This window comes from Flavobacterium sp. (assembly GCF_027484945.1).
Lineage (GTDB): Bacteria > Bacteroidota > Bacteroidia > Flavobacteriales > Flavobacteriaceae > Flavobacterium.
The window spans coordinates 1-26,370 of the sequence record NZ_JAIXRZ010000056.1; the positions used below are offsets into that span (position 1 = coordinate 1).

The following is a 26,370-nucleotide window of genomic DNA, read 5'->3' on the forward strand; positions in this document are numbered from 1 at the left end:
AAATCAACCAACAACATGGTGGCTAAAGTATAACGGGTATTTTTAATATTTACGGACCCAAAATATACGGCAATAACATAAAACGTGGTTTCGGCGCTACATTGAAAGATACATACCAAGCGTCCGGTAAAAGAATCAGGGCCAAAATTTTGCATCGCATCAATCATAAAACCTCGAGAACCCCCCGAACTGAATGGGCGAAGCATTGCTACGGGCAAAGAATCGGTAACGTCTTTGGCTACTCCTATTTGCGAAAACCCAATGGCAATCCAATGACTAATGATTTCAAACAGGCCGCTATTTCGAAAAAATGAAATGGCGACTAACATGGCTAAAACATAGGGGAAAATTTTAACACCGGTTTGAATTCCATTTTTTGATCCTTCTACAAACGTGTCGAAAATTGTGGTTTCTTTTTCAGTGAACTTTTTCTCATGAATTAACGAAAAAATAAGTGTCGCGCCTATGATGGCCACCAGCATGAGTCCGGACAAGTTGGCCGTAAAGAAACTTTTCCCAATTAAATCCAATTCGTTGATATAAAACAACAATCCGACAATAGCCGCAACGACAGACATGAGGGCTATAAGTAAAGTCGCGCTTAAAAAATTGATTCGTTGGCGAATTCCAACAATTATTAGGGCTGCGATGGTTCCGATAAACGATGTAATAATACACGGCAACATAACATCGGCGGGATTGGTTGCATTTTGTGCAGCGCGATAGCCGATGATGGAAGTTGGAATTAAGGTAAGTCCGGCGGCATGCAAACACATAAACATAATTTGTGCATCACTTGCTTTATCTTTTTCGGGATTAATCTCTTGTAGCGACTGCATTGCTTTCAATCCAAATGGTGTTGCAGCCGAATCAAGTCCGAGGAAATTTGCAGCAAAATTAAGCGTCATGTATGAAATAGACTCGTGGTTTTTAGGGACTGAGGGGAAAACTTTGGCAAAAACGGGACTGAGGCGTTTTGCCATTTTCTCAGAAGCTCCAGAAATAATTAGCAGCTCCATAAGTCCACAAAAAAAGGCCAAATATGCAATTAAAGGCAGGATTATATCCATTAACGTGTTTTTACAAGTGGGCAACAAGCCATCTGATTTTTGCACGCCAGAATACAATTTTACAGTTTGATTTTTATATACATAGGTAGTATCTGCATTGATCGTATCTCGATTTACTACTAAAGTCATTTCGGGAGCTTTTTCAATACTGTCACGTACGAAAGTTGGCACATCGGATAAATACATTTCGGCAACCAGTATGGGATCATCTTTTTTACCATTTAAAATATAATCAATGGTGTAGCTATTGCCTGTAAAAAGAGCCACAACGGTAAAAATTATTGAAGCAATAAAAATGGTCAACCAAAATCTACTGAGTACCATATATCCTATTTTTTGTAAATGTACTATTTAATCTTAGAATGCAAAAGAACCCATTTTTTCTGTGATTATTAACTATATGCTTAAACAAGGGTTAATTCTTCGAGAATTTACTATTTTATTGATTGTAAAATTGAGAAGTTTATTATATTTGGTCGCTATTACCAATTAAACTAAAACCTTCATTACAAAAATGAAAAAAATCTATTTTCCTGTTCTCTTTTTGTTGGGAATTTTAAGTGCAAATGCACAGACTCCTGAAGATGTTCGCGAGATTGTTTCGCATTATGATTTAGCTAAAATAAATCAATTGCAAACCTATTATAAAAAATTGCAGGCTAGTGAAAAAGCAAAAGCTGAAGCGGCTGCAAAAGTAAACGGATGGCCTATCATCATTGACAACCCCGATGGTTCTCGTGCCGAACTGATGAAATTAAGTCCCGATGGTTATCCAATGTATTATGCAACTGATAATGTTGCTGCTGCTAGAAGTACACGTACTAATTTTTTGCATAGCGGCGGTGGAATGGGATTGAATTTAAATGGTGAAAACATGACCGTTCGTGTATGGGATGGTGGTGCAGTGCGCACTACACACAATGCATTTGGAGGGCGAGTTTCTGTAATTGATGATCCTGGTGCTGCTTCAATCCAGCATGCCACACACGTTACTGGAACAATGGTTGCATCGGCTAATCCAGCTGCAATAAAAGGAATGGCTCCAGCTGCAACTGCGCGTACTTTCAATTGGACAGATGATGTCACCGAAGCACTGAGTGAAGTTCAACTAGGTATGCTAGTTTCCAATCATTCGTATGGAGTTCCCATCTCTTCGGGTACAAATATACTTCCAGCATGGATTGTTGGCGCTTATATAACCGATAGCTATGAATGGGATGAAGTAGCCTATGATGCTCCTTATTATCTTCAAGTTGCTTCTGCAGGTAATGAAGGTAATTCCAATGCCAATGCTGATCCATTAGCACCCGGATTTGATAAATTAACCACTAATAAAGTTTGTAAAAACAACCTTGTAGTGGCCAACTGTCAAGATATTACTGCAATAAACTCAACTACAGGGGCGATTACAGGTGCCATAAGTATCAACTCTTCGAGTAGTCAAGGTCCAACAGATGATTTTCGAATTAAACCTGATATTACTGGAAATGGAACGGGCCTAACCTCAACATCAAATACTGGAAATACCGCTACTGTATCGTTGAGTGGAACATCGATGTCTTCACCCAATGTAGCGGGAACGCTAATATTATTGCAACAACATTACAAAAATCTTTACAGCACATTTATGCGTTCAGCAACCCTAAAAGGATTAGCATGTCATACAGCTGATGATGCAGGAAATGTTGGCCCAGATGCCACTTTTGGATGGGGTGTTTTAAATGCAAAAAAAGCTGCTGAGACGCTTACAGGTAATGGATTAACATCTTGGGTTTCTGAAGAAAATTTAAATCAAGGCCAATCGTTTACAATGAATGTTAATGCCAGTGGTACCGCGCCATTAATGGCATCAATCACTTGGACAGATTTACCAGGGAATATGAATACCAGTACAATACCTAATGAATTTGTACGTGCTTTAGTAAACGATTTAGATATTCGTATCACGCGGAATGGAACAACATTTTATCCTTGGAAATTAACTACTGAACCCAGTGCTCTAGCGGTGCGGACAGGAGATAATAATGTGGATAATGTGGAGTTGATAAAAATTGATACACCTGCTGCAGGACAATACACAATTACCATAACACACAAAGGTACTTTGGCTACAGGTAAACAAAAATACTCCTTAGTTATCACTGGGTTGAGTTCGACATTTGCGCTTAATTCAACAAGTTCTGATCAGTTGGTTTGTGCCAATCAAAACGCTTCATATACATTTAATTATAACCAATCTGGAACCGGAACTACTACGTTTACTGCAGCTGGGTTGCCAAGTGGTGCAACTGCAACTTTCTCACCCAGTTCATTAAGTGCTTCCGGAACTGTAACTATGAATGTTACAGGCTTAACAAATGTTACTCCAGGAGAATACTTTATTGGTATAACTGGAAATAATGGAACTGAAACCGAAACACGTTTGAAAAGCTTACGTATTTTCAGTTCGTCTTTCCAACAAATAGGCTTGAATGCACCTTCTAATGGACAAACTGGTCTGTCTTCTTCAGTAGTATTGCGTTGGCAAAACAATTCAAATGCTGAAAACTATACCGTTCAAGTTGCAACAGATGATGCTTTTACGAACATTATTCATTCTGGAAATACTGCTGTAAATCGCTATGATTTGAGCGGATTAAGTCAGGCTACACGTTATTTTTGGCGGATAAATCCTACCAACCGTTGTGGAGATGGTATTTTATCCAATGCAGTAGTGTATTCATTTGACACAGGAACTATTTCTTGTGATCAAACTTTTGAAGCCGTTGATTATTCCAATGCTACTGTAAATGATACGGCCAATTCATCAGCTAGTGTTCCTTTAACGATTAGTGGTGGATACACTATTGGCGACATCAATGTAAATGTTAGTATGACACATACATACATTCAAGATATGACCATAACTCTTCAAGGACCTGCTTCAATTGGTAGCCCAACGATTGTATTGTTGCAAGAAGCCTGTGGCGACAATGACGATATGAGTTGTACTTTTAATGATGATGGTGTAGCGCCAGTTTGTAGTGGTACTCCTGCCTTGACAGGTCAAGTTGCCCCTGTAGATAATTTAAGTAATTTAAATTCTTTGCCAGCAGATGGTGAATGGGTTTTAAATATTAATGATCCTTGGAATGGCGATGGAGGAACTGTGAGTTTGTTTAGCATTGATTTATGCCGTGTATCACCGGCTCTTACAAATCCAACGATTACATTGGATAATGTGCGTATCTATCCGAATCCAGCAAATGAATTAATAAATGTGTATTTACCCAATAGCATGGAGCGTTCATTGGTTCGTGTTTTTGATTTGCAAGGGAGAGAAGTAGCTTTCAAAGAAACCCACGGTGACACTGCAAAAGTAAATGTGCAACATCTTGCAGAAGGGGTTTACATTGTACGTATAGAAAATAGTTTAGGATCTACAGCGCAACGTATTGTAATCAAGAAATAATTAGTCCAAATCAGGTTTATCAATGATAAATTTGATAGTTCTATAAAATAATAATACCCCTAAAAGCAGATAGCCTTTAGGGGTATTTTTTTTCACTTATTTAAATATGAAGGATTTCTTCCGGCTGAACTAAATCTTCATTCCGGAAACGTAATAGTACTTGAGCTACAGCGATTACATCTTTTTCACAATATGTAATAATACGGTCAATATCTTTTTCTTTATAATAAACCTGGCCAACTTGACTTCCATCAATATCATCTTTGGAAGTGGGTATTCCTAAAATTTTAGACAATAATTTCAAGGAAGTAAAATGTTTGAAATCGCCAAATTTCCATAATTCCATGGTGTCTAAATGGGGGATTTCCCAGGGTTTTTTCCCGAATAAATTTAATTTTCCGGACAAAGAAATCCGATTAACAATCATTCTTCGGGCTATAAATGGAATGTCAAACTCTTTGATGTTATGCCCACATAATACAAATTGAGGACCGCTAAAGTGGTTGTTTAATAAATTATTAAACGCTTTTAATAATTCAGCTTCTTCCCCAAAAAATGAAGTCACTCTAAAGTTTCTAATATCACCCTTGATTTGAAAATAACCGACCGATATACAGACAATTTTTCCAAATTCGGCCCATATCCCCGCTCGATCGTAAAATTCTTCCGGAGAATAGTCTACTTTCCGTTGGTACTGCGTTTTCTGCTCCCAAAGCACTTGCAATTCGGGATCCATTTGATCAAATAATTCTTCTTGTGGGACAGTCTCGATATCGAGAAAGAGAATGTGTTCTAATTTAATTTTATCTAACATGGCTTATAAATTTTGAACTAAAATAGTACAAATCTTTTTAATTTTAAACATGTTATGTTACTTTATTTGACTCATCATATAATGCTCAAGAGCGAGACGCTCCTCGTTTTTCATGTTTTTAGTAATGGCAAAGTTCGTTTTCATCACGCTATATTGCGAAGGGTCTACCAAAGGTTTGCATTCCTCGTTTAAAAAAGCTGCAATGCTGGCGTTATTCTCTTTGTAGATGGTTGCTATATCTATAATACTTGGGCCAACTATTTTTGTGTCCAATTGATGACAGGCTATACAGGTACCTGGGCCTTCAAAAAGTACTTTGCCTTGATCGGCCAATGGAAAAGTAGAACCCTTAGTTTGTTGAATTGTTTTGGTACTATGGTCTTCCGCTTTTTTTTGATCACCCCCGCAGGAAATTAGTGAAATAGCAAAAAAGAATAGACTACTCCATAAACCTATTGTCTTCATCGTATTTTAATTTATAGTTTAAAAATTATCAACCTTTTTAAATCAAAAAAATCATTCTGAATTACTCTCGATTCAATAGTAGTGCAGCTTCTTTTGCAAAGTAGGTCGAAATTAAACTTGCGCCAGCGCGTTTAATACACATTAACTGTTCCATCATAATAGCATCATGATCCAGCCATCCTCGTGCTGAAGCGGCTTTAATCATGGCATATTCTCCCGAAACATGAAAAACAGTTACAGGAACATTGACCGCATTTTTAACTTCACGAACGATATCCAAATAGGCGATTCCTGGCTTAACCATAACCATATCGGCGCCTTCTTCAACATCCCATAATGCTTCTTTAACCGCTTCAATTCGATTGGCATAATCCATTTGGTAGGTTTTTTTGTCTTTCGGGACCACCACATCGGCTTCTTTGGGCGCGCTATCCAATGCGTCACGGAAAGGTCCGTAAAATGCAGATGCATATTTTGCCGAATAACTCATAATCCCAACCTGATGAAAACCAGCAGCGTCCAATCCTTGACGTAACCGAAGAACCCGTCCGTCCATCATATCACTTGGTGCTACAAAATCAGCACCCGCAGCGGCATGAGAAACAGCCATTTTGACCAATGCTTCATTGGTTGCATCGTTGGCAATAGCCCCATTTTCAATAATTCCGTCATGACCATATACCGAATAGGGATCCAAAGCCACATCGGGCATCACAATCATATCGGGGCAGGCTGCTTTGATCGCACGAATTGATCGTTGCATTAATCCATCGGGATTCCATGCTTCTTTGCCGGTATTGTCTTTTAAACTTTCATCAACTTTTACATAAATATTCACCGCACGAATCCCTAGGGCATATATTGCTTTAACTTCAATAACCGTTAAATCCAATGATCGTCGGAATATTCCTGGCATTGATGGAATTTCCGATTGGTAATTTTCCCCCTCGGTTATAAACATCGGGAACATAAAATCACTCGGACTTAAAGTCGTTTCTCGGACCAGTGAGCGAATGCTTTCGTTGATACGTAATCTTCTACCTCTTTGTAATGGAAACATAATCGGCCCCCTAAACCCCCAAAAGGGGGAAAACCTATTAGGGGTCAATAGGTTTTAAATTAATACATAATTTTATTTATAGACAAAATATCCGTTAGTTTGGCTTTCCCCCCCTTCGGGGGTTAGGGGGCTATCCAATCAACGGGTGATTCTAATACTTTGATTAATTTTTCTTCTGCGCTTTGCGGCTCAGGATAATGATCATACACCCACTGCACATGGGGTGGTAGACTCATCAAAATCGATTCAATACGACCGTTTGTTTTTAATCCGAAAAGCGTTCCTTTGTCATGTACCAAATTAAATTCGACATAACGTCCACGACGGATTTCCTGCCAGGTTTTTTCGGCTTCAGTGTATGTTAACGTTTTTCTTCTTTCTACAATTGGAATATAAGCCTCTAGAAAGCTATTGCCAATTTCAGTAACAAAATTGTACCAATCCACCATTTTCATGGTATCGCTTTCCTTGCAATAGTCAAAAAACAAACCGCCAATTCCACGAGCTTCATTTCGATGTGCATTCCAAAAATAGGCATCACATTGCTTTTTAAATTTTGGATAAAATTCGGGATGATGTTTTTCGCAAGCAGTTTTACACGTTTGATGAAAATGAATCGCATCATCTTCAAATAAATAATACGGGGTTAAATCTTGTCCACCACCAAACCAACTATTAATTACATTGCCATTATCGTCATACATTTCAAAGTAGCGCCAATTGGCATGAACCGTTGGTACCATTGGACTTTTTGGATGAATCACCAAACTCAATCCGCAAGCAAAAAAATCAGCTTCACCAACGTTGAATAATTTTTGCATCGAATCAGGAAGTTTTCCGTGAACGGCTGAAATATTAACGCCTCCTTTTTCAAAAACATTTCCATTCTCAATCACGCGTGTTCTTCCGCCTCCGCCTTCTGGACGTTCCCAGAGATCCTCACGGAACTTTGCTACACCGTCTACAGCTTCAATACGCAAGCAGATTTGGTCTTGTAGCTGGTGAATATAATTTAGAAATTGTTCTTTCATAAAATTTTAGTTTTCAGTTACCGTTGGCTACTGATTACTGCCTACTGCACACTGCCTACTGATTATACGCTTTCACTGCCTCAATAAAAGCTTTGGCGTGATCTACGGGTATATTCGGTAAAATTCCGTGACCTAAATTGACGATATAATTGTCTTTTCCGAATTCATCGATCATTTCGTGTACCATTTTTTTGATGGTTGGAATGGGCGACAACAATCGACTTGGATCAAAGTTTCCTTGTAAGGTTATGTTTCCACCTGTTAAATAACGTGCATTACGGGCCGAACAAGTCCAATCAACTCCCAAAGCCGATGCTTTGGATTTTGCCATTTCACCTAAAGCAAACCAACAACCTTTTCCGAACACGATCACTTTAGTATCTTCGGCTAAAGCTTCCACAATTTGGTTGATGTATTTCCATGAAAATTCTTGATAATCGGTAGGAGATAACATACCTCCCCATGAATCAAAAATTTGTACGGCATTGACTCCTGCTTTTACTTTTTCTTTTAAGTATAAAATTGTGGTATCGGTGATTTTCTGTAATAAAGTATGTGCGGCTACTGGATTGGAGAAACAAAATCCTTTAGCGGTATCAAAACTTTTCGATCCTTTTCCTTCTACGGCATAACAGAAAATCGTCCAAGGCGAACCGGCGAAACCGATTAACGGCACCTCATCATTCAACATTTCTTTGGTCAATTTCACGGCATCCATGACATAGCCTAAGGTTTCCTGAATGTTGGGTACAAACACTTGATCCACTTGCTCCATCGTGCGAATGGGATTGGGGATGATCGGACCCAAATTGTCTTTTAATTCAACATGAATACCCATAGCGCGAGGTACCACTAAGATATCTGAAAATAAAATCGCTGCATCGGGTTGTACAATTCGTATAGGTTGAACCGTGATTTCAGCTGCCAATTCTGGGGTTTCACAACGGGTGAAAAAATCATATTTGTCGCGTAATGCTCGGAATTCAGGTAAGTAACGTCCGGCTTGGCGCATCATCCATACCGGTGGGCGCTCCACTTTTTCGTTATTTAAAGCGCGTAAAAAAAGGTCGTTTTTGATCATAACTTATACGTTTACTGAAAAAAATCAGCATTTAAAATAGTCCAAACAAATAGTTATTGTTGCTTCTATACTGGGTGTTGGCGCAATAAAAACCAATTGCGTTAGCCCAGCTAAAGCCTGTGCTGTAGTACTTCCAATGCAAAAACACGGTTGTCCATCCAGCGTATTTTTTTCTAAAAAACTCTCCACACCCGACGGACTGAAAAATAGGATTCCCTGAACCGGTGTTTCAATTTTTTCCGAATGATTTTGAGTGCTATACACCACCCTTTCACAAAATGCTATCCCTGCCTCTTGCAAGCGTTGGGGTAATGCATCCAAACGACGATCTCCGCAAAAGAAATCGAAATCGTTCCATTCAGCATCAATCAAATAACTTCCCAAGGCCTCGGCATTATCAAAAGAAGCGCTTACGCTAAAACCAGAATCTTCTAATGCTCTTCGTGTCTTTTCACCCACACAAAAAACAGTATGTTCTTCGGGTTGACACACTACCCTCTGTTTTACCACACTTTTTACCGCTTGCTGACTCGTAAAGAGTAGATTTTTTTTTGGCTTAAACGTGGGTATGGATATCGGCGTTATCGCAATCATTTCCTTTTCCACGACTTCAAATCCTGATGCTACCAACAATTGACGTTGGGTTGTAGTTAAGATTTTGGTAGAAAGTATGGATTTCATGGTTTTAAAGAACGGATACTAATTTATTGTTTTTTCAATTGCATTTTTATTCGTTCCATAAATGCCGTTCCGCCATTATCCAAGATTTCTTTGGCACAATAAAAACCTAATTTTTTCCATTCGTTGATAGGAAAATTACGTTGAATTTCCAATTTTTCCCGACCGTCAATCGACAATAATACCCCATGAAATTGAATTTCATCGTTGCCATCATCGTAGTGAGCCAGAGCTCCAATTGGTGCGGTACAACCTCCTTCCAAAGTTCGTAAAAACTGCCGCTCAATTGCGGTACAAACTTCGGTTTCAATATCATTCAATTGGGATAACGCTTCTTGTGCATGACTATCATGTTCCATAGCAACGACTACCATAGCGCCTTGTGCAGGGGCGGGAATCATCCAATCTAAAGACACGCAAATCCCTTGAAAAGAGGAACATTTTATTTCGTTTTTTTGGATAAATCCTAAACGTTCCAAACCAGCTGCAGCAAACACAGCACCGCTCCATTCATTATCTTGTAATTTTTGCATGCGCGTATTCACATTTCCTCGTAAATCTACTACGGTATGATTTGGGTATCGGTTTAACCATTGCGCTTGACGGCGTAAACTTCCCGTTGCAATCGTTGCAGGCATTTCGAGAAATTCGGTCGACCCTTTGTAAACCAAAACATCCTTCACATTGGCCCGAGGCAAAACAGCCGCTTGCACTATTCCTTGCGGTAAAGAAGTTGGTACATCTTTCATCGAATGCACAGCAATATCAACTTCACCATTGATCATGGCAACATCTAAGGTTTTGGTAAAAATTCCGGTGATCCCGAGTTCATACAAGGGCTTATCTAAAATTAGATCCCCTTGCGATTTAACGGCAATAATTTCAGTACGGTAACCCAAGTCGTTGAGTTGCTTTTCTACCGTTTGGGCTTGCCATAGGGCGAGCTGACTATCACGGGTTCCGATACGTAGGATTTTACTCATTTTTATTGGTCAGAAGAAGCCAATTGGAACACTTTTTCAATCCATTCGATACTTTCATCTACGGGCGTGTTTTCATCTTTTAAATGATTGGCAAAATGATTGGTGATTTTTTGAATGATGCGGGCGGTAATGATTTCTGCTTGCTCTTCGTCAAAGTTTGCTATTTTCTTTCGTTGAACGCTCAATTCGCCATCTTTAATAGCATTTAATTTAGCTTTCAATGCATGAATGGTTGGTGCAAATTTTCGCTGTTTGGTCCACGCAATAAATTCTTCTTTAATTGCTTCTATAATCGCTTCGGCTGCCGGAATATACTGCTTGCGGTTTTCCAGCGTTTCATCGGTAATTTGGGATAATTGATCCATGTGAACCAAAGTTACTCCTGGAATTTCCTTTACATTTTCATTGACATTTTTAGGAATCGATAAATCCAAAATAGTCAACGGTTTTTTTAAATTTAATATTGCTTTATCAACCGTTGGATTTTGAGCACCTGTAGCAACAACCAATACATCCGCATTTTGAATCTCTAATTGTAAATCCGCATAATCTTTTACAATTACATTCAATTTACGGGCTAAACGTTCCGCTTTATCTTTCGTACGATTGATTAAGGTGATATGACTGTGCTTTGTATGTTTTACCAAATTCTCACAGGTATTACGGCCGATTTTTCCGGTTCCAAACAACAAAATATTTTTATCAGAAATATGCGCAACGTTTTTAAAAATGTAATGAACTGCCGCAAAGGAAACCGATGTTGCCCCAGTGGAAATCTCAGTTTCTGTTTTAATTTTTTTACTGGCTTGGATTACCGAATTGACCAAACGTTCTAAAAAGGTATTCACCAATTGCGCGTCTTTACTTTGTGCGAAAGCCGTTTTCAATTGGCTAATAATCTCAAAGTCCCCCAAAATCTGACTGTCCAAACCTGTACCTACACGAAACATGTGATTGATGGCTTCGGAACCTTTGAAAACATAGGCTACTTTTTGAAATTCTTCTACTGTCCCTTGACTATTTTCACAAAGTAATTTAATCAATTGGAAGGGATGTTGAGCAAACCCATAGATTTCAGTACGATTACACGTTGACGTAACGATTAACGATTCGATCCCCTCTACTCGTGCTTGTTGCAATAGCATCGCCTGTGCAACAGCATCTAAACTGAAACGGCCACGGGTTTCTGCGTCGGCTTTTTTATAACTCAACCCAATCGCATAAAACGAATTGTGTTTGATATTGATTCCATTATCCATGTAGGGGCTATTTCCTGAAAGTAGTGCAAATTTACATGCTATATGTTTTTTATAAATAACGCTTAAAGGACTTTTTATAACGCTCAGCGTAATTTATTACCTAAAATGTACTTATTCCGTTATTTATTCTAAATTTGTATGGTTAGTAAGGGCTGACAATTAAATTATATAGATTCGTTCTAAATAATAAATTCCATTTCAGCTGCGAAACGCTTTTAAAAAATATCGCTATGGGTTCTATAGAAGAAATAAAAATCGAAGATGATTTCTTATTGCTTCGTTTTCAAAACGATGGCTCCGAAAATTATCTTATAAAGCGCGCTGTTCCGCAAGGGTTAATTCAGTTCCATTACGGATTGAAAGGGAAAGCAAAATTTATCTTCAACGAGGGTAATTACGCGTTGGAACTTAAGGAAGAAAAATCGTTGCTTTTCTATAATCCGCAAAAAGAATTGCCAATTCAGTTGGAAATAGCGCCCAATACTTGGCTAATTTCGATTTTAATTTCGATTAAAAAACTACACAAATTATTTTCGTCAGATACTGAAAACATTCCCTTTTTGAGTGAAGAAAACATTGATAAAAAATATTATAAAGAGAACAATATTAGTCCGTCAATGGCAATAGTGTTGAGTCAATTGTTTCATTACAACCTCAATCCTTCTATCAAAAATCTCTATTACAAAGGAAAAGGATATGAGTTATTAAGTTTGTACTTTAACCGCTCAGAAGATCCTAATGCAGAACAATGTCCGTTTTTAATTGATGAGGAAAATGTTTTGAAAATTCGCAAAGCCAAAGAAGTTGTGATAACGAATATGGCCGAACCTCCTGGACTTCAAGAATTGGCAGATCAAGTGGGTTTGAATTTGAAAAAATTAAAAATGGGATTCAAACAAATATATGGGGACACCGTTTACGGATTTTTGTTTGATTATAAAATGGATTATGCGCGAAAACTTTTGGATAGCGGTTCCTACAACGTTAATGAAGTAGGGCTTAAAGTAGGTTACAGCACGGGAAGTCACTTTATTGCGGCCTTCAAGAAAAAATTTGGCACAACACCAAAAAAATATTTAATGAGTTTACAAATCAATAGGTAATCCAATTGAACGCGTGTCACTCAGCTTAAATTAACAAATGAACACTAGTCAGAAAAGAAGTTTTATTATTTAAAAAAATAAATTGCAACAATGAAAGGAGTATTATTAGTCAATCTTGGCTCACCTGAAAGTCCAACGCCGGCAGATGTTAAGCCATATTTAGATGAATTTTTAATGGATAAATACGTTATTGACGTACCGTATCTATTGAGAGCTTTGTTGGTACGAGGCATTATTTTGCAAACCCGCCCGAAAAAATCGGCGGAAGCCTACAGTCAGATATGGACCAGTGAGGGTTCGCCGCTAATTGTGATTTCTAAAAAAATGCACCAAAAAGTGGAAAAGCTAGTCGATGTTCCTGTGGCTTTGGCTATGCGATACGGCACAATGACGATTCAAAAAGGATTACAAGAACTGAAAGATAAAGGGGTAACCGACGTTATGTTGTTGGCCTTGTATCCGCAATATGCAATGGCTTCTACTACGACTATTTGGGCTTTGGCTGATGAATTGCAACAAAAGCATTTCCCGGAAATGAAGATTACTAAAGTTCCCGCGTTTTACAACAAACCCGATTTTATCCGTGCCTTAGCAAATTCGATTAAAAAACATTTGGAAAACTTTGAATACGACCATTTATTGTTTTCCTACCATGGCATTCCAAAACGTCATATTCGCAAAACCGATGTCACTAAATCCCATTGTACTATTGACAACAAATGTTGTGTAACCGATTCGCCGGCGCATGAATTTTGCTACCGTCATCAATGTTATGAAACGACACGACAAGTGGTAGAATTACTAGGTATTCCGGAGGGAAAATATAGCCTAACGTTTCAATCGCGTTTGGCCGGGGACAAATGGCTAACCCCATATACCGATGTTGAAATCAATAAAATGCCTAAAAAAGGAATAAAAAAATTAGCCGTTGTTACGCCTGCATTTGTTTCGGATTGTTTAGAAACCTTGGAAGAAATAGCGATGCGCGCCAACGAAGAATTTATAGAAAACGGGGGCGAAACATTTTTTGCCGTACCTTGTTTGAATGACGAAGACGAATGGTGTCAAGTGGTAGCCAATTGGGTAAACGATTGGAGTAAATAGTATTGGTTACAAGTTTAATATCTTTAACCTTTATACCCGAAAAAATGGATCTTTACAACTTCATTAAGGCTTTGCACTTGATTTTTGTGATTACTTGGTTTGCCGGACTCTTTTACATTGTACGGTTGTTTGTGTATCAAATTGAGGGGCAAAACAAACCTTCTCCAGAAAAGGAAATTCTGGGGGCACAATATAAAATCATGACCTACCGCTTGTGGTACATCATCACATGGCCGAGTGCCATTTTGGCCACACTCTTTGCCTTGGCGCTTTTGCATTTAAATCCCGCTTGGGTATCCATGTCATGGATGCAAGTCAAGTTGGGTTTCGTCCTACTCTTGTTTGCCTATCATTTCAAATGCCATCAAATTTATAAGCAATTGCAGAACGACGATATTCGTTACACCTCCAACTTTATGCGTTTGTGGAATGAAGGGGCTACGATTATCTTATTTGCTGTCGTATTTTTGGTGATTTTAAAAAATGCAATCGACTGGATTTATGGGGTTATTGGGATTGTTGCTTTCTCAGTGCTTATTATGTTAGGTTTCAAATTTTATAAGAACCTAAGAAGGAAAAACAACTCCTGATTGCAGTTTGCAGCAGGCAGTGAACAGTATGCAGTAAACAGTATGCAGTGAATAGTAGGCAGTTTAAGGTGTGTACTTTTTTGTCATGAGTTAAAATCAGGTTCTATTTTTATTTATTAACGCCTAAAATATAGTATATGCACAGATTTCAAGATTTATTAGCCTATCAAAAAGGTTTTGAACTCGCTATGGAAATTTTTGAAGTAACACGTTCATTCACAAAAGAAGAGATGTTTTCACTAACCGATCAAATCAGAAGAAGTTCGCGAGGTACTTGCTCAAATATCGCTGAAGCGTATCGTAAAAGAAGTTATCCAAAACATTTTATTAGTAAACTTTCGGATGCAGATACTGAAAATACTGAGACACAGTGTTGGTTTGAATTTGCATTAGCATGTAACTATATTGATCAAAAAACATTTACTTTGTTAGTTACTAAAAGTAATGAAATAGGGAAATTGATAGGCTATATGATCATTCACCCTGAAAAATATGGGTCGAAAAAATTACCTTAACAAATTTTTTAAACTGAAAACTGAAAACTGAAAACTGATCACTAAATACTGAAAACTGAACACTGAATACTGAATACTGAAAACTAATGCTAAACTTCAAAACATCCATGCTTTCTCTTCGAATACGGATTTTCCTATCGATGATTGTATTGATTTTGATTGCATCGATATTGATGGCCTCGATTTCGTTATTTCAGTTTAAAAGTGAAGCCCGAAATTTTCATCAAGAACGATTGGAACGAAAAGAAGATGCGGTTCGGGAGCATATCAATTATATTTTATCCAATACTACTTACCCTTTAACCGAAAAAAATTTACCCTTAATTTTTAAAGATAAAATTCACGAACTTTCTGATATTCATAGTGTAGAAATCAATATTTACAGTTTAAAAGGAAATTTGCTAAAATCATCCAAAGCCTCTTTTGCTGTAGATAGTATTTCTCCTCCGATACCAAAATATATATTAAAACTAGTACAATCCTCGATTGAAAAGCGGTATGTGGATATTAAAAATGTGGATGGTCTCAAAATTCGTTCTTCATTTACTCAAATCAAAGATGACCGTTTTAAACCCCTTGGAATATTAAATCTGCCTTATGTAGAAGATGATAGTATCTATGAAAATGAAATTCAAGATTTCTTGGTGCGGTTAAGTCAGGTGTACTTTTTTATGCTGCTTATCGCATTTGCTTTGGCCTACTTTTTATCCTCATTTATTACGCAATCTTTAAAAACCATTTCAGATAAAATCAACGAAACCAGTTTGAATCAAAAAAATGAAAAAATCATGATTGAAGCCAACAGTCGTGAAATTAACTCCTTGATTAAGGCTTATAACGCAATGGTCGACAAACTGGAAGAAAGTGCTTCAATGCTGGCCCAATCCGAACGGGAACAAGCCTGGCGAGAAATGGCGAAACAAGTCGCACACGAAATTAAAAATCCGTTAACTCCGATGCGCTTAACCGTGCAAAGTTTTCAGCGAAAATTTGATGAAAACGACCCCAATTTACGTCAGAAACTAAACGACTATACCAAAACATTAATTCAGCAAATAGATACCATGACGGCGGTTGCTTCGGCATTTTCTAATTTTGCCTCGATGCCTGCCCAACAAAATGAAACATTAAATGTGGTTGAAGTAGTTGAGTTTTCATTAGATATTTTTAATGAAGATTACATTACCTTCAGTTGCTCTGAAAAAGAAATTATCACGGTTATGGACCGTACACAATTAATTCGGATCATTACCAATTTGGTAAAAAATGCCATTCAAGCCATCCCTGAAGATCAAGAAACTAAAACAATCGTTGTAACGGTGCAACATGATAATGAACAAGTAACTATAGTAGTGCAAGACAACGGATTGGGTATTAATCCCGATAATCAAGAATATATCTTTGAACCAAAATTTACTACTAAAACAAGTGGAATGGGACTTGGACTCGGGATTATCAAAAATATTATTGAAAATTATAAAGGAACGATTACTTTTGAATCTCAAATGGGAAAAGGAACTACATTTAAAGTGACTTTGCCTTTTACAAACCACTAAAACCAGTATTATGAACTTTGAAAATATCCTTGTAGAAATCGATGGAAGTTTGGCGCAAGTAACCATCAATCGCCCCAGTAAATTAAATGCCCTAAACAAAGCGACCATCCAAGATTTACACGATGGATTAGCGCTATTGGACGCAAATACAGCAATTAAAGCTATCATTCTAACAGGGGCAGGAGAAAAAGCCTTTGTGGCCGGTGCTGACATTTCTGAATTTGCTCATTTTTCAGTAGAAGAAGGAGCTCAATTGGCAGCGTTGGGACAGGAATTATTGTTTGATTTTGTAGAAAATATGAAAACGCCTGTAATAGCTGCGGTTAATGGTTTTGCATTAGGTGGCGGTTTGGAATTGGCAATGTCGTGTCATTTCCGTGTGGCTTCAGACAATGCAAAAATGGGCTTACCAGAAGTTACACTAGGTGTCATTCCGGGTTATGGTGGCACACAACGACTCCCGCAATTGGTAGGTAAAGGTCGTGCGATGGAAATGATTATGACCGCAAGCATGATTGATGCAGAAACTGCAAAAAATTATGGCTTAGTCAATCATGTTGTACCCCAAGCGGAATTATTGGAATTCACAAGCGGAATTGCAAGTAAAATCATAAAGAATTCTCCCGTTGCAATTAACTATGCAATCAAGGCAGTTAATGCTGGATTTGTCGATACAAAAGAAGGATTTAGCACCGAAATTAAATCGTTTGGAAAATGTTTTGGAACCGAAGATTTTAAGGAAGGAACCACGGCCTTTTTAGAAAAACGCAAAGCAGAATTTCCCGGTAAATAAAATGTATTATACGCTATAAAAAGAGAGCCCTAAAGGTTCTCTTTTTTATTTTACCCCTTCCCATTCAGCATAGAATTGGGCTAAAAAAACTTCCATAAATCGGTGACGTTCTTCGGCTAGTTGTTTTCCTGTAGCCGTATTCATTCGGTCTTTAAGCAATAGCAATTTCTCATAAAAATGATTAATTGTTGGAGCATTACTGGCCTTGTATTCGTCCTTCGTCATGTGCATATTGGGAGTAATGGCGGGATCATACAACTGTCGATTTTTAAAACCCCCATAATTAAATGTTCGCGCAATTCCAATGGCTCCAATAGCATCCAACCGGTCAGCATCTTGAACAATATCTAATTCAATTGATGAAAAAGTACGTTCTGATTTGCCTCCTTTAAAGGAAATGTTTTCAATGATTTTGACAACGTGGTCAATGGTCTCCTCGGCGGTGTTCTGACTTTCTAAAAATGCGCGTGCGGTTTTCGGACCAATCGTTTCATCTCCCCCATGAAATTTGCTGTCCGCAATATCATGAAGTAAGGCCGCCAACTGTACTACTTCTCGATTGCAGGTTTCAAATCCCGCAATATGCATGGCGTTATGATATACCCGTTCAATATGAAACCAGTCATGTCCGGCTTCGGCGCCAGCTAACTGTTGTTTTACAAACGATAGGGTAGCTTCAACTATTCCCATATTAAATGGTTAAAGCGGGTTGAACCCATTTGAACTTTTTGGTTTCCTCTGGCAATACCAAACGCTCCGATATTCGTGCCATGCGATCGGGTAATTTCATCAAATAATCGCGTGCGTGTTCGGCTTCATCGGTTAGACTAGTAATTTTATCTATCTCCCAAGTTGCAATTAATTTGCGCAGAATATCTACATAATCATTAGCTGTATATACCCCAATTTTCTGGGCGGAATTCGAAAACTCTTCAAAGGCAGTGCTGATTTTTTCTCCTGATTCACGTAAAAAATGAGCAGGCATGGTAATCTTTTGTTTCATCATGTATTGAAACGCTAACATCATTTCACTGGGATCTACTTTGAAAATACGGTTAACAAATTCACTATACGCCAAATGATGACGCATTTCGTCTCCAGCAATCATTTTGCACAATCGGGATAATTTTTTGTCCCCAAATTCTTTTGCCAATTGCGACACGCGGTTGTGCGAAATGTAGGTGGCCAACTCTTGAAAGCTAGTGTATACAAAATTTTTATAGGGATCTTTACCCGTACCTATATCAAATCCGTCATTGATTAAATGTTGCGTAGTAATTTCAACTTCACGCATATTCACTCGACCCGATAAATACAAATATTTATTTAAAGCATCCCCGTGACGGTTTTCTTCACCCGTCCAATGGCGCACCCATTTTGACCAACCATTTCGACCTTCGTTATCGACACCTTCGACTTCCATTAGCCAGGATTCATAAGTAGGTAAGGCCTCTTCTGTAATTGTATCGCCTACCATGACTACCCAAAAATCATAGGGTAAATCATTGGCAATCTCACGTAATTCCCGTAGCTCTTCTATAAAATTTTCTTCTTGAGAATGGGGTAACAAATCCGTAGGTTGCCAAATTTTTTCAACAGGCACTAAGTATTCATCAACAAAACTATCGATGCTTTTTTCAAGGAATTGCATCACTTCCAATCGGATGTTTTTAATCGACATTATAAAAATTATGAGTTATAAGTTATGAATTGAACCTGTTACAGCTAGTTCTGTTTTTTCAAACAAAGTAGGAAAGTCATAATCAGAAACGGCCATCGGTTCATGAATGGTGTAATGCAAATTATTTCCTAAACCCAAGGGAAACATACCAAATTTAGTCATTTTCCAGGAATTATTAATAGTAATAGGAACGATAAGGGCATTAGGCGCATACTTACATAGTATTTTCAGCCCATTTTCAGAAAACTTTTTGGGAATGCCTGTTTTACTTCGAGTTCCTTCCGGAAAAATAACCGCTGTTCGGTTATGTTTTTCAATATATTCGCTCAACCCTTTAATTGTTGGTAGGGCTTGTTTAGGATCTTTTCGATCAATTAAAACAGAACCGCCACGACGTAAATTATAGGATACCGAAGGAATACCGCTTCCTAATTCCTTTTTGCTGACAAATTTGGCATGATGCGCTCGTAAAAACCAAATAATTCCGATGATATCGTACAAGCTTTGATGATTGGCAACAAAAATTAAGGGAACATTTTGAGGAATGCGCTCTCGGTTTTGAAATGTCCAACGTGTTCCGAGTAATCGCGTACAACCTACTAAGAAAAAATTGAGATAGTCGACACTTTTTTTATGGGCTTGATACCCAAAAATTGTAAAACACACCCACTGAATTGGATGAAAAATAACCAAAGTAAGTAAAAAACTAAGGTAATAAATAATAGAAATAGGATATGAAACCAGTTTTTCCATGCCAAAAAATTGATGGTAAAAGTACGGGTTCTCTATATTTAAAACTACTTTTGAGAAAACTAATTTAATCGTAAAAAAATAATTACATTTACAACTTTAACAGCCTTTAAATTAATGTAAAATGAGTTCAGAAAAAGAAGCAAAATTGAAAGCGTTACAGCTTACGTTAGACAAGCTGGACAAGACCTACGGTAAAGGTACCGTAATGAAGATGGGCGACAAAGCCGTGGAAGAAGTTGAAATCATTCCATCGGGATCGCTGGGATTGGACCTAGCCTTAGGGGTTAATGGATATCCAAAAGGTCGAATTATTGAAATTTATGGTCCGGAATCGTCGGGTAAAACGACCTTGACACTTCATGCCATAGCCGAAGCTCAGAAAGCGGGGGGAATTGCAGCGTTTATCGATGCTGAACACGCCTTTGACCGTCATTATGCAGCCAAATTGGGTGTTGACATTGAAAACCTGATTATTTCTCAACCTGACAATGGAGAACAAGCATTAGAAATTGCTGAGAATTTAATTCGTTCTGGAGCAATTGATATTGTAGTAATCGACTCGGTTGCTGCCTTAACACCAAAAAGTGAAATCGAAGGAGAAATGGGAGATTCCAAAATGGGATTACATGCTCGCTTGATGTCGCAAGCGTTACGAAAATTAACGGCTACCATCAGTAAAACACATTGTACAGTGTTTTTCATCAACCAATTGCGTGAAAAAATCGGGGTGATGTTTGGTAATCCTGAAACTACAACTGGAGGTAATGCCTTAAAATTCTACGCTTCAGTGCGTTTAGACATTCGTCGTTCTTCTCAAATTAAAGATGGGGAAAATGTAATAGGGAATCGCACCAAAGTGAAAGTGGTAAAAAATAAAGTCGCTCCTCCATTTAAAACGGCAGAATTTGACATTATGTATGGGGAAGGCGTTTCAAAAACAGGAGAGATTTTGGATTTAGCGGTGGAATTTGAAATCATCAAAAAATCAGGATCTTGGTTTAGCTATGGAGATACCAAATTAGGGCAAGGACGTGATGCTGTCAAATTGTTAATTAAAGACAATCCTGAATTGGCCGAAGAATTAGAGCTTAAAATTAAAGAAGTCATCAAAGCGCAAGTTGACTAAATGATAACAACTATCCCGGTTTTTTTTAAAATCGGGATTTTTTATATTTATAGGCAATTTTTAATTAACAAAATACGACCGATGAATCGAATTGTTTTTCCCTTTTTATTGCTTTTAGGACTGAGTATTACCTCTTGTGATTCGGAAGATGAAGAACCGTATTACGTTCAAATTAGTGCAATAACAGAAGTTACAAATCCGGCAAAATATGCCAAAGACAGCATTACAAACATTCCATTATTGTATACTTTACCTAGTAAATGCAACTGGTTCAATGGCTTGTATTACGACGTTAATGATATGGAACGAATTGTTGCAGTTGAAAGTATTCGAAAAGGCAATGCCCCTTGTGCAGTAGATGATCAAGTATACTCAGAAACATTGCGTTTCAAGCCAACAAAATTAGGCACCTTTCACTTCAAATTTTACATTGGAAAAGATGCACAAGGAGTACAGCAGTATTATGAATTTGATGCGGTTGTAGATCATTAATTATAATCTATAATCGAGCATAAGGCGACTGGGAAAAACTTTAAAATAACACCAACCTTATTTCAATTTTACTTACAGGTTTGTAGCAAGCCCGAAACCCTAGTTATTTTGGGAAACTAAATCATTTAAAAGCAATTGATGCGCTTGTTCTTTAATTTCTTTTTTTGATTCGGGAGGTAATCCTTGTGTTGCAATAAACGGATGGATTTTTACCCGCATTTTTCCTGGACTTCCGCTTAAAAATGTATATGAAAAACGTTCTTTATTATCAAAAAAGGTAATCGGAACAATCGGTATTTGATGTTCAATAGCCAACCGGAATGCGCCATCTTTAAACGCATCCAATGCAATATGTTCTTCGGGTACACCACCCTCTGGGAAAATACAAATACTTAGCCCCATATCTAAACGGCGTTGCGCGCGTTGATAGACTTCGAAACGACTTTTTTTATTACCGCGATCCACCAAAATGCTTGTGCGCTTGTAAAAGAACCCAAATAATGGAATTTTTGCCAGTTCTTTTTTTCCAACAAAAACAAATGGATTGCGAACAACAACCAACATGAGCATGATGTCGGTCATAGAGGTGTGATTGGCAATAAACATATAACTTTTACTTGGATCGGGTGCTTGTAAAGTTTCTACGGTATACCGAAAACCCATTCCAAAAAGTATAACTTTTGCCCAGACTCGTGCTAAACTAAAAAAATAGGGATACCAACGTTCTTTCAATATAGAAAGAAACAAAAATGGAAATAAGACAACTATGGGTAAGGCAACCAAAATATAAAACCAGACGCGCCATAGTACCCAAAAAATAATTTTTAACGGTCGCATAGACCCAAAAATAAAGCAATTTTAGTTTAAATTTGCGCTACAATTTAAAAACTATGGCAAAAATACTAACAGGCATTCAAAGCACAGCTACTCCACACTTGGGAAACGTATTGGGAGCAATCCTTCCTGCAATCGAAATGTCAAAAATGCCCGGGAATGAAACGTTTTTATTTATCGCTGATTTACACTCGATAACCCAAATTAAAGACGGTGAAACCTTACGAGGCAATACATATAGTACGGCTGCTGCATGGCTTGCCTGTGGATTAGACACCGATAACGTTGTTTTTTATCGGCAAAGTGATGTCCCACAAACCGCAGAATTAGCTTGGTATTTAAGTTGCTTTTTTCCTTTTCAACGGTTAACCTTAGCGCATTCATTTAAAGATAAAGCCGATCGTTTAGAAGATGTTAATGCCGGGTTATTCACATATCCGATGCTTATGGCAGCAGATATTTTATTGTATGATGCTGAATTTGTACCGGTTGGGAAAGACCAATTGCAACATATTGAAATCACCCGTGATGTTGCCGCACGGTTTAATCATCAAATGGGCGAAACGTTTGTATTGCCCGAAGCGACCATAAGTGAAGAAACACAGTACGTTCCTGGGACTGATGGGTTGAAAATGAGTAAATCACGTGGAAATTTAATCAATATTTTCTTAGATGATAAAGCATTGCGCAAACAAATAATGAGTATTGAAACCGATAGTACGCCTTTGGAAGAACCTAAAAATCCGAGTACTTGCAACGTTTTTGCATTGTATAAACTTATGGCCAATACTGCCCAAATTGAGCAGATGCATCTACAATATGAAGGTGGGAATTACGGATACGGTCATGCTAAACAAGCGCTTTTTGAATTGATTTGTGAAACGTTTAAAACAGAACGTGAAAAATACAATTACTATATCAATCATTTAGACGAAGTTGAAGTATTTTTGGCTAAAGGTGCAGCAAAAGCAGGTGCAATTGCCAATGGGGTTTTGGACCGCGTTCGTGGTAAATTGGGATTTGAACAAAAAAAATAATTCATTTCAAATACCTCAAATCGCTTCAAATATTTTCCCGGGCAACGGCTGAATTACCCCCTTTAATTCCATATTCAATAGCAACGTTGAAACTTTGAAAACAGGCATTTGGCAATCCAAAGCAATGGTGTCTAAGGATTCTTTTCCATTTTGAACAAGATAATCATACAATAATTGTTCCGACTCCTCAAGTTGCACAAAAAGTTGTTTTTGGACTCCCTTTGTTTGTGTTTGAGGCACTTCGTGTTGTATATCCCAATTCAGATGATAGCGAATATCGGCTGCCGATTGCAATAGATGCGCCCGTTGGGTTTTGATTAAAGTATTACATCCCGAACTGTATTTGTCTGTAATCCGTCCAGGAACAGCAAATACTTCTCGGTTATATTCATTGGCAAAATGAGCCGTAATCAACGAGCCACCTTTTTCAGCACTTTCAATGACTAGGGTTGCCTCGGTCATCCCAGCAACAATTCGATTGCGCCGCACAAAATTTTCTTTATCGGGATTGGAAGTACTTCGAAATTCCGTAAGAAAACCGCCATTTTCAAGCATTCCCCTAACATATTTTTTGTGTTTTTGGGGATAAATTTGATTTAATCCATGGGCCAATACTCCAATCGTTTGCATTCCTAATTCTAGAGCTACATTATGCGCAAGGATGTCTACACCATAAGCAAAACCACTAACAATTACAGGATTGATTGGTGCTAAATCTTCCAAAAGTTGGCGCGTAAAGCCAGAACCATAAGGTGTGATTTGCCTTGTCCCTACAATGCTAATTATTGGGCGTTTGTCCCAATTTAAAGTCCCCTTTCCGAACAACAAAACCGGACAATCATAACAGTGTTTTAATCGTTCTGGATAATTTGGCTCTTGATAATAAAACACCTGAATATTTTGATCGGTAATAAATTGATATTCTGCTTCAGCTTTGGGAAATAAAGTTGAATCGCTAAAATTCTTCACAATTTGAGGGCCTAGTCCGCTAATCGCAGCAAGCTGACGCGGTTTGAGTTGAAAAACTTCTTGTGCAGATCCAAAATGATGAATAAGTTTTTTGGCTAAAACATCTCCAATGCCCTCGACGTGAAGCAGGGCCAATGTGGCAATTAAATCGGTATGGCGCATAATAAACGAATGAAATTCAAAAATATAAAAATGATTTGAAAAATGTTAACAAAGTTTGTTGATAAAATTTTGTGGTCCCCCTGAAATCTTTAAATTTGCTCTTATGAAGATTGAACATTACATTTCACAATTACTGTATCGTTACCAATGTGTAACGGTGCCAGGATTTGGTGCCTTTTTAACCGACACTCAATCTGCGCAATGGAATGGTACAACGCATACGTTTTCTCCACCCAAAAAAGTAATTACGTTTAATGCATACCTTAAAAACAATGATGGTTTGTTGGCCAATCACATTGCGGTTTCCGAAAAAATTCCCTATGAAGTTGCGGTAACTGGAATAGAGCATGCTGTGCATGAATGGAAACTAAAACTACAAGAATTCGGAGGCTTGAGTTTAAAAAATATCGGTGAAATTACCCTTAACACAGATAAAAACTTAGTGTTTGTTCCTTCCGATCAAATGAATTATTTAACCGATTCATTTGGTTTGTCCTCCGTTGTTTCGCCTAGTATACAACGTGAAATTTTAAGTCAACTCACTGAAGAAGTACTATCCGAAGAAGTTGTTGAAACCACAGAAAATGAAGCAATTCCATTGGACGCTGGAAAACGAAGCAATCCTTTCTTAAAATATGCCGCTATAGTGGTGGTGAGTGCCGGGTTATTGGGTGCTGGAGGTTATTTTGGTAACCAATATTACCAGCAAAAAATTGAAGCCGAAACCCTGGCCGTACAAACCAAAGTACAGCAAAAAGTAGATCAAAAAATTCAAGAAGCTACATTTGTCTTGGATAATACAGCAATTACGTCTCTACCGGCGGTAACTTTAACTTTAAAAAGCGAGACATTCCCCTACCATGTTGTTGCGGGTGCTTTTCGTCTTGAAGAAAATGCCGATCGTGTGTTGCGTGAATTGAAAAAATTAGGCTATCCCGCTCGAAAATTAGGTGTAAACAAGCACGGCTTATATCCAATTTTTTATGGCAGTTTTACAAGCTACAGTGAAGCCCAACAAAAAATGCAAGAGATAAAAAAATCACATAATCCAGAAGCTTGGGTGTTGATAGAAGAACATTAAAATTAGTCCCAATTCATTTGGGATTTTTTTATGGTTTCCCCGGGTGAAATCCTTGACTGAATCATTAACTTTGCAAAAAATATCCATGAATCCAAAACACCCTATTGATTCGCTCACCATTTTAACCGATCTTGTTTTACCAAGTGAAACCAATCCATTAAACAATCTTTTTGGTGGTGAATTATTGGCTCGAATGGATCGTGCAGCCAGTATTGCCGCACGCCGGCATTCACGTCGTATCGTAGTGACGGCTTCTGTAAATCACGTTGCTTTTAATCGATCTATTCCTTTGGGTAGTGTTGTAACTATTGAAGCTAAGGTCTCACGTGCGTTTACTACTTCAATGGAAATTTATTTGGATGTATGGATAGAAGACCGCGAATCGGGTATTCGTTCCAAAGCAAATGAGGCAATTTACACCTTTGTTGCGGTAGATGAAATGGGAAATCCCGTGCCTGTGCCTGCTTTAGAGCCTCAAAGCGATGAAGAGCAAGCGCGTTTTGCTGCAGCACTGCGTCGCAAACAATTAAGTTTGGTCTTAGCGGGTAAAATGAAAGCCAACGATGCCTCAGAATTAAAGGCTTTATTTATTGAAAATTAATTTACTTCCATTCCGTATTATTTAGTACATTTCCACAAAAGAAACGCTCGTGAAAAAACTAATGCTATCACTGTGCGCCAT

Annotated in this window: 26 protein-coding genes; 12 read left to right on the plus strand and 14 right to left on the minus strand. The window is 37.9% G+C overall.

Annotation, left to right across the window (positions count from 1 at the left end; genetic code table 11):
• On the minus strand, positions 1–1,394 hold a 1,394-nt coding region (locus Q0039_RS07540), incomplete at its 3' end, for a nucleoside recognition domain-containing protein (RefSeq protein ID WP_297511288.1).
• 190 nt (positions 1,395–1,584) lie between these two features.
• Between Q0039_RS07540 and Q0039_RS07545 the strand changes: the two genes are divergently transcribed.
• Entirely contained in the window at positions 1,585–4,521 is a 2,937-nt protein-coding gene (locus Q0039_RS07545; RefSeq protein WP_297511291.1) for a S8 family serine peptidase, read from the plus strand.
• A 100-nt stretch (positions 4,522–4,621) separates the two neighbouring features.
• Here the strand turns inward: Q0039_RS07545 and Q0039_RS07550 are convergent, their stop codons facing one another.
• The 8 genes from Q0039_RS07550 to hemA form a co-directional block, all read right to left on the minus strand.
• A complete protein-coding gene (locus Q0039_RS07550) occupies positions 4,622–5,335 on the minus strand; it encodes a 3'-5' exonuclease (protein WP_297511293.1) in 714 nt (237 codons plus the stop codon).
• A 57-nt stretch (positions 5,336–5,392) separates the two neighbouring features.
• A complete protein-coding gene (locus tag Q0039_RS07555; protein ID WP_297511295.1) occupies positions 5,393–5,800 on the minus strand; it encodes a c-type cytochrome in 408 nt (135 codons plus the stop codon).
• Between the two features lie 61 nt (positions 5,801–5,861).
• Positions 5,862–6,860: a porphobilinogen synthase gene (gene hemB / locus Q0039_RS07560; RefSeq protein ID WP_297511297.1), complete on the minus strand. Its 999-nt coding sequence runs from the start codon at positions 6,858–6,860 to the stop codon at positions 5,862–5,864.
• Positions 6,861–6,982: 122 nt separating this feature from the next.
• Positions 6,983–7,891, minus strand: coding sequence for an oxygen-dependent coproporphyrinogen oxidase (gene hemF, locus Q0039_RS07565; protein WP_297511299.1), 909 nt, complete (start codon positions 7,889–7,891; stop codon positions 6,983–6,985).
• Positions 7,892–7,946: 55 nt separating this feature from the next.
• Positions 7,947–8,972 carry a uroporphyrinogen decarboxylase gene (hemE, locus tag Q0039_RS07570; RefSeq protein ID WP_297511301.1) on the minus strand — a complete coding sequence of 342 codons (1,026 nt, stop codon included), beginning with the start codon at positions 8,970–8,972 and terminating at the stop codon, positions 7,947–7,949.
• 24 nt (positions 8,973–8,996) lie between these two features.
• Entirely contained in the window at positions 8,997–9,653 is a 657-nt protein-coding gene (locus Q0039_RS07575) for a uroporphyrinogen-III synthase (protein WP_297511303.1), read from the minus strand.
• A 23-nt stretch (positions 9,654–9,676) separates the two neighbouring features.
• The gene (gene hemC / locus Q0039_RS07580; protein WP_297511305.1) at positions 9,677–10,633 is read right to left on the minus strand and encodes a hydroxymethylbilane synthase; all 957 of its coding nucleotides are present in this window, start codon (positions 10,631–10,633) and stop codon (positions 9,677–9,679) included.
• A 2-nt stretch (positions 10,634–10,635) separates the two neighbouring features.
• Positions 10,636–11,892: a glutamyl-tRNA reductase gene (gene hemA / locus Q0039_RS07585; RefSeq protein WP_297511307.1), complete on the minus strand. Its 1,257-nt coding sequence runs from the start codon at positions 11,890–11,892 to the stop codon at positions 10,636–10,638.
• 230 nt (positions 11,893–12,122) lie between these two features.
• Here hemA and Q0039_RS07590 point away from each other — a divergent pair, with 230 nt between their 5' ends.
• The 6 genes from Q0039_RS07590 to Q0039_RS07615 all read left to right on the plus strand — a co-directional run bounded on the left by Q0039_RS07590 (position 12,123) and on the right by Q0039_RS07615 (position 17,553).
• The gene (locus Q0039_RS07590) at positions 12,123–12,995 is read left to right on the plus strand and encodes an AraC family transcriptional regulator (protein ID WP_297511309.1); all 873 of its coding nucleotides are present in this window, start codon (positions 12,123–12,125) and stop codon (positions 12,993–12,995) included.
• Between the two features lie 90 nt (positions 12,996–13,085).
• The gene (gene hemH, locus Q0039_RS07595) at positions 13,086–14,099 is read left to right on the plus strand and encodes a ferrochelatase (RefSeq protein ID WP_297511310.1); all 1,014 of its coding nucleotides are present in this window, start codon (positions 13,086–13,088) and stop codon (positions 14,097–14,099) included.
• Between the two features lie 44 nt (positions 14,100–14,143).
• Positions 14,144–14,689 carry a CopD family protein gene (locus tag Q0039_RS07600; protein ID WP_297511312.1) on the plus strand — a complete coding sequence of 182 codons (546 nt, stop codon included), beginning with the start codon at positions 14,144–14,146 and terminating at the stop codon, positions 14,687–14,689.
• A 137-nt stretch (positions 14,690–14,826) separates the two neighbouring features.
• On the plus strand, positions 14,827–15,204 hold the full coding sequence (locus Q0039_RS07605) for a four helix bundle protein (protein WP_297511314.1): 378 nt from the start codon (positions 14,827–14,829) through the stop codon (positions 15,202–15,204).
• 140 nt (positions 15,205–15,344) lie between these two features.
• Positions 15,345–16,760 carry a HAMP domain-containing sensor histidine kinase gene (locus tag Q0039_RS07610; RefSeq protein ID WP_297511317.1) on the plus strand — a complete coding sequence of 472 codons (1,416 nt, stop codon included), beginning with the start codon at positions 15,345–15,347 and terminating at the stop codon, positions 16,758–16,760.
• 10 nt (positions 16,761–16,770) lie between these two features.
• On the plus strand, positions 16,771–17,553 hold the full coding sequence (locus tag Q0039_RS07615; RefSeq protein WP_297511319.1) for an enoyl-CoA hydratase-related protein: 783 nt from the start codon (positions 16,771–16,773) through the stop codon (positions 17,551–17,553).
• Positions 17,554–17,598: 45 nt separating this feature from the next.
• Here Q0039_RS07615 and Q0039_RS07620 read toward each other — a convergent pair whose 3' ends face one another.
• From Q0039_RS07620 to Q0039_RS07630, 3 genes are read right to left on the minus strand one after another with little or no spacing between them, the layout of a single operon-like run.
• Positions 17,599–18,243, minus strand: coding sequence for an HD domain-containing protein (locus Q0039_RS07620; RefSeq protein WP_297511321.1), 645 nt, complete (start codon positions 18,241–18,243; stop codon positions 17,599–17,601).
• A gap of 1 nt (position 18,244) precedes the next feature.
• Positions 18,245–19,234: an acyl-ACP desaturase gene (locus tag Q0039_RS07625; protein ID WP_297511323.1), complete on the minus strand. Its 990-nt coding sequence runs from the start codon at positions 19,232–19,234 to the stop codon at positions 18,245–18,247.
• Positions 19,235–19,249: 15 nt separating this feature from the next.
• Entirely contained in the window at positions 19,250–19,987 is a 738-nt protein-coding gene (locus Q0039_RS07630; protein WP_297511325.1) for a lysophospholipid acyltransferase family protein, read from the minus strand.
• 121 nt (positions 19,988–20,108) lie between these two features.
• On the opposite strand from Q0039_RS07630, the gene recA reads away from it, so the two are divergent.
• Positions 20,109–21,113: a recombinase RecA gene (gene recA, locus Q0039_RS07635; RefSeq protein ID WP_297511327.1), complete on the plus strand. Its 1,005-nt coding sequence runs from the start codon at positions 20,109–20,111 to the stop codon at positions 21,111–21,113.
• 81 nt (positions 21,114–21,194) lie between these two features.
• Entirely contained in the window at positions 21,195–21,605 is a 411-nt protein-coding gene (locus Q0039_RS07640) for a hypothetical protein (RefSeq protein WP_297511329.1), read from the plus strand.
• A 99-nt stretch (positions 21,606–21,704) separates the two neighbouring features.
• Here the strand turns inward: Q0039_RS07640 and Q0039_RS07645 are convergent, their stop codons facing one another.
• Entirely contained in the window at positions 21,705–22,442 is a 738-nt protein-coding gene (locus Q0039_RS07645; RefSeq protein WP_297511331.1) for a lysophospholipid acyltransferase family protein, read from the minus strand.
• Positions 22,443–22,495: 53 nt separating this feature from the next.
• On the opposite strand from Q0039_RS07645, the gene trpS reads away from it, so the two are divergent.
• The gene (gene trpS, locus Q0039_RS07650) at positions 22,496–23,476 is read left to right on the plus strand and encodes a tryptophan--tRNA ligase (RefSeq protein ID WP_297511333.1); all 981 of its coding nucleotides are present in this window, start codon (positions 22,496–22,498) and stop codon (positions 23,474–23,476) included.
• A gap of 15 nt (positions 23,477–23,491) precedes the next feature.
• Here trpS and dprA read toward each other — a convergent pair whose 3' ends face one another.
• Positions 23,492–24,607 (minus strand): DNA-processing protein DprA, encoded by a 1,116-nt coding sequence (gene dprA / locus Q0039_RS07655; RefSeq protein ID WP_297511336.1) that lies wholly within the window; start codon positions 24,605–24,607, stop codon positions 23,492–23,494.
• A 103-nt stretch (positions 24,608–24,710) separates the two neighbouring features.
• Here dprA and Q0039_RS07660 point away from each other — a divergent pair, with 103 nt between their 5' ends.
• Both Q0039_RS07660 and Q0039_RS07665 read left to right on the plus strand, forming a co-directional pair.
• The gene (locus Q0039_RS07660; protein ID WP_297511338.1) at positions 24,711–25,688 is read left to right on the plus strand and encodes an SPOR domain-containing protein; all 978 of its coding nucleotides are present in this window, start codon (positions 24,711–24,713) and stop codon (positions 25,686–25,688) included.
• Positions 25,689–25,773: 85 nt separating this feature from the next.
• Entirely contained in the window at positions 25,774–26,289 is a 516-nt protein-coding gene (locus tag Q0039_RS07665) for an acyl-CoA thioesterase (RefSeq protein WP_297511340.1), read from the plus strand.
• Positions 26,290–26,370 lie beyond the last annotated feature (81 nt).

Bases quoted from the DNA above. Each gene is read 5' to 3' on its own strand.
- Q0039_RS07545 (WP_297511291.1), top strand. From the start codon at position 1,585: ATGAAAAAAATCTATTTTCCTGTTCTCTTTTTGTTGGGAATTTTAAGT.
- Q0039_RS07550 (WP_297511293.1), bottom strand. From the start codon at position 5,335: ATGTTAGATAAAATTAAATTAGAACACATTCTCTTTCTCGATATCGAG.
- Q0039_RS07555 (WP_297511295.1), bottom strand. From the start codon at position 5,800: ATGAAGACAATAGGTTTATGGAGTAGTCTATTCTTTTTTGCTATTTCA.
- hemB (WP_297511297.1), bottom strand. From the start codon at position 6,860: ATGTTTCCATTACAAAGAGGTAGAAGATTACGTATCAACGAAAGCATT.
- hemF (WP_297511299.1), bottom strand. From the start codon at position 7,891: ATGAAAGAACAATTTCTAAATTATATTCACCAGCTACAAGACCAAATC.
- hemE (WP_297511301.1), bottom strand. From the start codon at position 8,972: ATGATCAAAAACGACCTTTTTTTACGCGCTTTAAATAACGAAAAAGTG.
- Q0039_RS07575 (WP_297511303.1), bottom strand. From the start codon at position 9,653: ATGAAATCCATACTTTCTACCAAAATCTTAACTACAACCCAACGTCAA.
- hemC (WP_297511305.1), bottom strand. From the start codon at position 10,633: ATGAGTAAAATCCTACGTATCGGAACCCGTGATAGTCAGCTCGCCCTA.
- hemA (WP_297511307.1), bottom strand. From the start codon at position 11,892: ATGGATAATGGAATCAATATCAAACACAATTCGTTTTATGCGATTGGG.
- Q0039_RS07590 (WP_297511309.1), top strand. From the start codon at position 12,123: ATGGGTTCTATAGAAGAAATAAAAATCGAAGATGATTTCTTATTGCTT.
- hemH (WP_297511310.1), top strand. From the start codon at position 13,086: ATGAAAGGAGTATTATTAGTCAATCTTGGCTCACCTGAAAGTCCAACG.
- Q0039_RS07600 (WP_297511312.1), top strand. From the start codon at position 14,144: ATGGATCTTTACAACTTCATTAAGGCTTTGCACTTGATTTTTGTGATT.
- Q0039_RS07605 (WP_297511314.1), top strand. From the start codon at position 14,827: ATGCACAGATTTCAAGATTTATTAGCCTATCAAAAAGGTTTTGAACTC.
- Q0039_RS07610 (WP_297511317.1), top strand. From the start codon at position 15,345: ATGATTGTATTGATTTTGATTGCATCGATATTGATGGCCTCGATTTCG.
- Q0039_RS07615 (WP_297511319.1), top strand. From the start codon at position 16,771: ATGAACTTTGAAAATATCCTTGTAGAAATCGATGGAAGTTTGGCGCAA.
- Q0039_RS07620 (WP_297511321.1), bottom strand. From the start codon at position 18,243: ATGGGAATAGTTGAAGCTACCCTATCGTTTGTAAAACAACAGTTAGCT.
- Q0039_RS07625 (WP_297511323.1), bottom strand. From the start codon at position 19,234: ATGTCGATTAAAAACATCCGATTGGAAGTGATGCAATTCCTTGAAAAA.
- Q0039_RS07630 (WP_297511325.1), bottom strand. From the start codon at position 19,987: ATGGAAAAACTGGTTTCATATCCTATTTCTATTATTTATTACCTTAGT.
- recA (WP_297511327.1), top strand. From the start codon at position 20,109: ATGAGTTCAGAAAAAGAAGCAAAATTGAAAGCGTTACAGCTTACGTTA.
- Q0039_RS07640 (WP_297511329.1), top strand. From the start codon at position 21,195: ATGAATCGAATTGTTTTTCCCTTTTTATTGCTTTTAGGACTGAGTATT.
- Q0039_RS07645 (WP_297511331.1), bottom strand. From the start codon at position 22,442: ATGCGACCGTTAAAAATTATTTTTTGGGTACTATGGCGCGTCTGGTTT.
- trpS (WP_297511333.1), top strand. From the start codon at position 22,496: ATGGCAAAAATACTAACAGGCATTCAAAGCACAGCTACTCCACACTTG.
- dprA (WP_297511336.1), bottom strand. From the start codon at position 24,607: ATGCGCCATACCGATTTAATTGCCACATTGGCCCTGCTTCACGTCGAG.
- Q0039_RS07660 (WP_297511338.1), top strand. From the start codon at position 24,711: ATGAAGATTGAACATTACATTTCACAATTACTGTATCGTTACCAATGT.
- Q0039_RS07665 (WP_297511340.1), top strand. From the start codon at position 25,774: ATGAATCCAAAACACCCTATTGATTCGCTCACCATTTTAACCGATCTT.